At 51.2% G+C, this 6,735-nt stretch carries 7 protein-coding genes; 6 read left to right on the top strand and 1 reads right to left on the bottom strand.

The window, feature by feature from the left end; translation table 11 throughout:
• The 5 genes from CA13_RS34005 to CA13_RS33985 form a co-directional block, all read left to right on the top strand.
• Nucleotides 1-1,119: RHS repeat domain-containing protein (locus CA13_RS34005; protein ID WP_419195326.1), on the top strand; the 1,119-nt coding region annotated here is incomplete at its 5' end.
• A 68-nt stretch (nucleotides 1,120-1,187) separates the two neighbouring features.
• Complete coding sequence (locus tag CA13_RS34000) at nucleotides 1,188-1,997, top strand: hypothetical protein (RefSeq protein WP_146404716.1); 810 nt, start codon at nucleotides 1,188-1,190, stop codon at nucleotides 1,995-1,997.
• A 318-nt stretch (nucleotides 1,998-2,315) separates the two neighbouring features.
• The gene (locus tag CA13_RS33995; protein ID WP_146404715.1) at nucleotides 2,316-2,516 is read left to right on the top strand and encodes a hypothetical protein; all 201 of its coding nucleotides are present in this window, start codon (nucleotides 2,316-2,318) and stop codon (nucleotides 2,514-2,516) included.
• Nucleotides 2,517-2,619: 103 nt separating this feature from the next.
• Nucleotides 2,620-4,272, top strand: coding sequence for an RHS repeat-associated core domain-containing protein (locus CA13_RS33990; RefSeq protein WP_146404714.1), 1,653 nt, complete (start codon nucleotides 2,620-2,622; stop codon nucleotides 4,270-4,272).
• A gap of 64 nt (nucleotides 4,273-4,336) precedes the next feature.
• Nucleotides 4,337-4,861, top strand: a complete 525-nt coding sequence (locus tag CA13_RS33985; protein WP_146404713.1) for a hypothetical protein — start codon at nucleotides 4,337-4,339, stop codon at nucleotides 4,859-4,861.
• Nucleotides 4,862-5,206: 345 nt separating this feature from the next.
• Here CA13_RS33985 and CA13_RS33980 read toward each other — a convergent pair whose 3' ends face one another.
• Nucleotides 5,207-5,491 (bottom strand): hypothetical protein, encoded by a 285-nt coding sequence (locus CA13_RS33980; RefSeq protein ID WP_146404712.1) that lies wholly within the window; start codon nucleotides 5,489-5,491, stop codon nucleotides 5,207-5,209.
• A gap of 72 nt (nucleotides 5,492-5,563) precedes the next feature.
• On the opposite strand from CA13_RS33980, the gene CA13_RS33975 reads away from it, so the two are divergent.
• Entirely contained in the window at nucleotides 5,564-6,640 is a 1,077-nt protein-coding gene (locus CA13_RS33975) for a hypothetical protein (protein WP_146404710.1), read from the top strand.
• The last annotated feature ends 95 nt before the right edge of the window (nucleotides 6,641-6,735 follow it).

The raw sequence follows: 6,735 nt of genomic DNA, 5'->3' as shown, positions 1-6,735 counted from the left end.
CTTCATTGGGATTTTGAGAACAAGCTGCTTGGGGCGGACACGGACAATGACGGCAGCGACGATGTGACCTATCAGTTCGATGCATTGGGTCGCCGAGTCGCTCGCGACGACGGGACGACCGTAACGGTGTTCGTTCAAAGTGGTCAGCAAACGATTGCCGATTACGTATCGGGAGCGGTACCTGCGTCACCGACCTACACTTACGTCTACGCTAGCTACATCGACGAACCCGTCATGCGTGCCGGTGTGGGTGGATTGAGATACCTTCATCGAAACCAACAGTACTCCGTCATCGCACTGACCGATTCTGCAGGTGCGATCAAAGAACGCTACGCCTACGACGCCTACGGGTCACCCGTTTTTCTAGACGCTAGCGGCTCGCAACCAGCCACTTCGTCAGAGAACAACCGTTATCTGTATACGGGCCGCGAGTACGACGAGGCATTAGGCCTGTATCACTACCGCGCCCGCATGTACGACTCGGTCGCCGGTAGGTTCTGCTCCAGAGATCCCATCGGGTATGCTGATGACTATCATCTGTACGCTTATCTTTTATCAGGGCTTCTCAGTTCCATTGACCCCTCAGGAAACTGCAAGGTCATTGCCACGAGTTTGGTGTCATCAGTCGTAACAATCGGCGGTGCAGTTCGAGCTGGCGTCGGGACCTCCACAAAAAAGGTAGCTCTACCGGATGGTACCACCATTCGAGTGCCCGACGTTAGTCCAAAGATTTTAGACCACGAGGTTGTTTTCAAAGTGACGTGCGCCAAACTGCAACGTTTGGCGACGAGTTTTGAGTGCGATTGTAACTGTGATGGGGTACCAGAAATCACAACAGAGTACACCTATTCGTTTAATGTGTTTGATGCTGACCTTGAAAGGAATCACGGGGTTACCGTGATCAAAGCAAGAATTTTGGGGCTCGCAAAGACCATGCCCGGATTTCCAAAAGGTGGTCCTAAAGTCGACCCGTTTCTTCCGTTGCCTGGCATTGAGCTGAATATGACTTACTGGCAGATCCATCCCTCCGAAATGAAATTTGCTACCGAAGCATGCAAAGAAGAAGCGGAAAACGTCAATGGTCCAATACGGCCTGCCTCACCAGTAAGTGGATGCTGATGTTTCTTTCCATTCAGGACGCTCCTGCGCCGATACACAGGAAAGCGTTCCTTTGTTTCTTGTGCCTAATGCAAGTTTACTCACTGGCTTTGCCCGGTTGCCAAAACAGAAGCCTCGATCAGTTGGTCACCGATATCGAAGCTGGGATAGGGTCAGATGGCGCGATTACCGTTTTTTCAGATGGAGTAGGTGATTCGACCCTGTATATCTCGCTTCGAAGTGTTCCTAGTGAAACGAACCTATCGCTGCTTGCATCAGCCAATCGACTCGCCGCAGAAACTGAGCTGACTTTAGAGGGTTTTACCAACCTTTCCGACGCCGTTTATCTTGGGAATTTTTTTACTGATGTGACTGTAACCTGTTTGAATTGTAGCTTTGTGCGGCAACATGGTGAGGAGCAAAAAAGTCATTTTCCATCAAGCTCCAGAGGACCGGGAAGTCGAGGCATAAAGATAAGTCGCAGTCGTATTGATGTTGCATGTCTAAAGAAAGTTTTCGAACGCGGATTTCAAAACGCAAATGGCTTCTTGATACATGACACCACGATCTCTGGCGAAGCACCAGGACTATTGGTTGATGCTGGAAGTTCAGATTTAAAGCTTGTTGAGACAACAGTCTTATGTCATAGTCCGCCCGAGATCAGGACAAGTGGGGTCGTTGTTTTAGACCACTGTTCGATTGATCAAGGGATGGTTCAGCTATTGAATGCGGCCTCGGAGCATACGAGTCTCTCGATTCGCAACTGTCATTACAAAACCAAAGCACTCCGAGACGTAGAACATGTCAGTTTGCATGGGATTCCCAATACGAAGGAAAGAAGCGAGCAATTAGCTAAGATCGTTCAAGAAGTAAGCACCCCTGAAGATTTCACTCCCTAACGCGCGACAGTTGATTCTGTTCTCGCGTGAGCGTTCGGTGAACGGCGTTGGGGGGGCTGGGCCGACGCGCACTTTAGGTAGACTGGGGTAGCGCGGTCGAGTTAATTTTGCGATCATTGTTCTTGTTGAATTTGTGTTCTCCAAACAATGATTGGATGCGTTGCTGTGGCTAAGAAGAAAGCGATTGAATTTGATGTTGAAAGCATCCTCGGAGTAGAAAAGGGGAAGGAGTAGAAAAGGGGAAGGGGGTCGTTTTTCGGGACTTGGTTTGATATTCTCTAGCGAATACGATCAATTTTTCTTTAGCCAACTGATGGTATGCCAAGAATCAAACGTGCCGATGAAGCAGGCTGCATCTATCATGCCCTTAACCGGGGCAATGCGAAAAATGGGAAAGTGCGAAAATTGACCCCCTTCCCCTTTTATTTCCCCAAAATCGCTTGGCAAGCCGTCATCACCGATCCGCTTTCCGGAGTCATCGACCAAGACAAAAACGGAATTGCCGATGACCGCCAGTGAAACGTAAAGACGCGGGCGTCAATTTGCCCACATTGCAACGGCGATCGACACTGCCACCGACGACGATGGTGGTTGGAAGACGGGAAGCAGCTACAATAATGGTGTGAGTGAAGCCAGAACGTACAATACCGACAACACGCTTTCGGGGATCGCCTTCAGCGGTGCATCGATCGGAGATCTTGCATACACTTGGGACACGAACAAGAACAAGACGTCCGAAGCCATCACTGGAACGATGGGCGGTTACGGCTTCAACGTCGGCACAAGCGGTTATGATGACGAAGATCGCTTGGTCAATTGGAACCGAACCGACAGCAATCTCGACCAATCGTGGAATCTGTCGCTGGTCGGTGACTGGAACAATTTTACCGAGAACGCCAGTGTGCAAACGCGTACCCATGGGCCGACGCACGAGATCCTCACTGCCGCAGGCCAAGCAGTCCAACATGACACCAAAGGCAACCAAACCTTATTGCCAGCCTCTCTCCGTGTCTCCCCCTCTTCCTCCTCACTCTCTCTCCACTGGGACTTTGAGAACAAGTTACTTGGAGGGGACACGGACAACGACGGCACAGATGATGTGACATACCAGCTTGACGCCCTTGGTCGCCGCGTCGCTCGCGACGATGGGACGACGGTAAGCGTTTATGTGCAAAACGGTCAACAAACGATCGCCGATTACACTTCTGGAGCAGTACCTGGGTCACCGACTTACACTTATGCCTACGCCAGTTACATCGACGAACCCGTCATGCGAGGCGGGACCGGCGGTTTACGTTACTACCACCGCAACCAACAGTACAGCATCACCGCACTGACCGATGGCGGCGGCACGGTGAAAGAACGCTACGCTTACGATGCGTACGGAACACCTACGATTCTCGATGCCAGCGGTGTTGTGCTTTCGGCATCCGCTGAGAACAACCGCATTCTTTATACCGGACGCGAGTGGGACACGGTGCTTGGGTTGTATCACTACAGGGCGAGGATGTACTGTCCTTCGAGTGGGCGGTTCGTTTCGCGTGATCCGATTGGATTTGAGGGGAATGACGCCAACGTTTACAGATACATAGGTGGGACACCACTGGTTCTATCAGATCCATACGGATTATGTGCCGCTGAAGCTTGTCCTGAGCGTAAAACGCAAATGGTATCACAAACGCCAGCAAGCGGAGTTGACAATGGACAAATCAAATTAACTACGACGATTCCTTTTGAAGCGGGACCATGTGGTGGTTTTATGTGGGGCATAACATGGGAGTGGGATCCTACAAAGACGCCAAATAGACGAATGATTATGGGCGGCCCAGTCTATATCGTGCAGCACATCAAGAAGACGATGAAAGTTTTTAACTGTGACGGATCAGTCGTATTCGACGATAATACAACACAATTCTGGGAAGCTTGGCAAATAGATGATGGATCAGACATTCCCACGACACGAACAAACGATGAAAGTGGAAACCCTGTTGATGATCTCTACTTCCAGAATCCCCAGGGCCAAAATAAGGAAACAGGTCGGATCGTCAAATGTACAATAGGGGAATATACACAGACGGGAACGTACGGTTATGTGTATGGCACGATTCCTCAGCCCCCGTTTCAAGCTAATGCTCGCCCGGATTTGGCGGGTCCGCTTCCAATTACACTCTCCAAACCTCAGGGTATCAACTTGATTGGTAAGACTAGTCATTCAATAAAGGTAAAATGGGATTGCTGTCCCGACAATGAACCGTTTGATCCATTCGCATTGTGATGTCCCTTTAAGTTTCGTGATTACGTAAGTGTTCAGCTTCAACCAAGAAAACAAGATCGGATCAATGCTCAATTGCCTTTTCACGCCAACGTTCGTCTTTGCCTTGATACTGTCGTCTCTCGATGAATGCCAAGCACAAGATCCGTTTTTGCAAAAGGTGTTCGACTTCGTTGCTAAGAACGAATTGCGAACAGGCATACCGTTTGATCAAGCCGCATCTATTTTCGGAATCGACACCAAAGAGAAGACAGATTGGCTTGACGTCAGCACTGCATCAGTGCTGCCAAAAGGAATCCCAAGAGCCTTAAACAAATTCGTTTACTATCGAATCCGGAGGGGACAGTCTGAGGCTAAATATCCTATCTATGTTGCAGTAGATTTTGCACGCGAAGAGCCGCTGTGTTACGAAATTGTAATAATCGATTATCCAATAAAGGGAGCGACCGTTTCATTGAACTTCAATCATGCGGGAGTGGAGACTGGGCAAAACAAAGGTGGCAGGGGGACAAATCAAAGAGGGGAAGAATTAGGGTCAGGCTCGGGATTCGGGATTCAGATGAGTCCAAAGGACGAAAGTGATGGGCGATAGCCCCGTCCACCACTAAGCAATCCGAGTAACAAATAGACGTAACGCGAGGCAGTTGAGACTGTCTCGCGTTTTTCTTTTTAGCTGCTTAGCTTGTGCCGTTTGCGGCGGCCAATGTAGGTTGCCGAGTGTGACTTGGGTATTGCTCACACTTTTCTTGAGTCTCGGAAGACTCGGAGGGCGTCGCGGTGGGTTTGAAAGTGAGGAGAGATGTTGATTGACGCCGTATTTCCCCTTTCTTCTCTTGTGGAGAATGGTACAGCGCGGACCGAGAGCCGCTCCGCGGCTCGGCGTGCTTTTGAAGCTCTTTAACAAAAAGTTGCAGTTCGCTGCGGCGGAGTGGTCGATTCATGCGGCTTGGCTCTCTTGTGGCGGTGGGCCGCGTGTGGTCGCGGTCGCGGTTTGCTCTTCGTAACGAATACGAACGAACTCCAGCAGTGCGTGATCCATGTCGATCATGCCGCTGCCCAGCAGGACAGCGATGCGGTGCGGCTTGCCAAGTCGTAACTGTTCAGCGATGACTCGTGACAAGACCGCTCGCCAATCGCTTTCGGCGAACTTGTCGCGTGCAGCGATCATCAGAGCGACCAGCGATAAGACCTGCATCGTCTCGGACGGGTAAGAAGGGGCCATCCAATTTCTGTTGCCTCACTGCTTGGGATTTGCTAGAATTCTCGCTCATCAAGTCTTGTCCAGGAGGTCGTTATGCCGCGTAAACCACGCTATGAAGTCGCTGATCCCGCAGAAGTTCAGGTGTTCCACGCAGTTCAACGCTGTGTAAGACGTGCATTTTTGTGTGGCGAAGACCCGTTTTCCGGTCAATCCTATGAGCATCGCCGTGGCTGGATTCGTGATCGATTGGAGTTTCTGGCGGGGATTTTCGCAGTCGATTGCCTGACCTATACAGTGCTCAGCAATCATCTGCACCTCGTTTTGCGCAGTCGGCCTGATGTGGTTGCTCAGTGGACCGATCAAGAGGTGGCGAGGCGATGGCTGAGGCTGTTTCCTCATCGACGCAAGAAAGATGGGTCGCCCGAGGAACCGACGAAACCGGAAATTGACATGATCGTCAATCAAGCCGATGCGTTGGACGAACGACGGCGGCGACTCAGTGACATCAGTTGGTGGATGCGATGTACGGCAGAGAACATTGCTCGACGAGCAAATCGTGAAGACGAGTGTACCGGCCGTTTTTGGGAAGGCCGATTCAAATTGCAGACCCTGTTGGACGAAGCGAGTTTGCTGGCATGCGCAGCCTATGTGGATTTGAACCCGATTCGTGCGGCGATTGCTGAAACTCCGGAAACGAGCGAATACACCGGTGCAAAAGATCGCATCGATGATTTGGCCGAGCGACAAGATCGGACTCGGCCGAGTACTCATGATTGGGAGCGGAGTCGACGTCGGCGGAAGAGCGGTTGGATGAGTCCGATCGAGATTGACGAAAAGAACGATGCGGTCGGACCGTGTGTCGATCCATCCGGTCGGCGGGCAAGTACCAAGGGTTTCCTGGCGGTCTCGATGTCTCGTTATTTGGAGCTCTTGGATTGGACGGGCCGGCAGTTGCACCGCAATAAGGTCGGCAAAATACCCGATCACTTGGCTCCTATCTTGAGTCGCATTGGGCTCGACACTCATGGTTGGTGCGACATTGTGAGGAAGTTTGGTCGCGTCTTTAAGCGAGCGGCAGGAACTCCTGAGAGCCTTGCTCGTGAGGCAGTCCGGTGTGGTCAAGGCTGGCTGTGTGCTCCCGAGAACCCACTCGGACTAGCTTCGGTGTAGCGGATTCTGTTTCATACGCTCGAACCTGCAACTGATTTTGCGATTAGCGTTGTGTGCTGCGCGGTCGATGCTGTAAAGATGCATGTGCGCTCGCA

Source organism: Novipirellula herctigrandis (assembly GCA_007859835.1).
Classification (GTDB): Bacteria; Planctomycetota; Planctomycetia; order Pirellulales; family Pirellulaceae; genus Novipirellula_A; species Novipirellula_A herctigrandis.
The sequence above is the reverse complement of the archived record's forward strand: the minus strand, read 5'-3'. Positions and strand labels throughout refer to the sequence as shown.

Bases quoted from the DNA above. Each gene is read 5' to 3' on its own strand.
- CA13_RS34000 (WP_146404716.1), top strand. From the start codon at position 1,188: ATGCAAGTTTACTCACTGGCTTTGCCCGGTTGCCAAAACAGAAGCCTC.
- CA13_RS33995 (WP_146404715.1), top strand. From the start codon at position 2,316: ATGCCAAGAATCAAACGTGCCGATGAAGCAGGCTGCATCTATCATGCC.
- CA13_RS33985 (WP_146404713.1), top strand. From the start codon at position 4,337: ATGCTCAATTGCCTTTTCACGCCAACGTTCGTCTTTGCCTTGATACTG.
- CA13_RS33980 (WP_146404712.1), bottom strand. From the start codon at position 5,491: ATGGCCCCTTCTTACCCGTCCGAGACGATGCAGGTCTTATCGCTGGTC.
- CA13_RS33975 (WP_146404710.1), top strand. From the start codon at position 5,564: ATGCCGCGTAAACCACGCTATGAAGTCGCTGATCCCGCAGAAGTTCAG.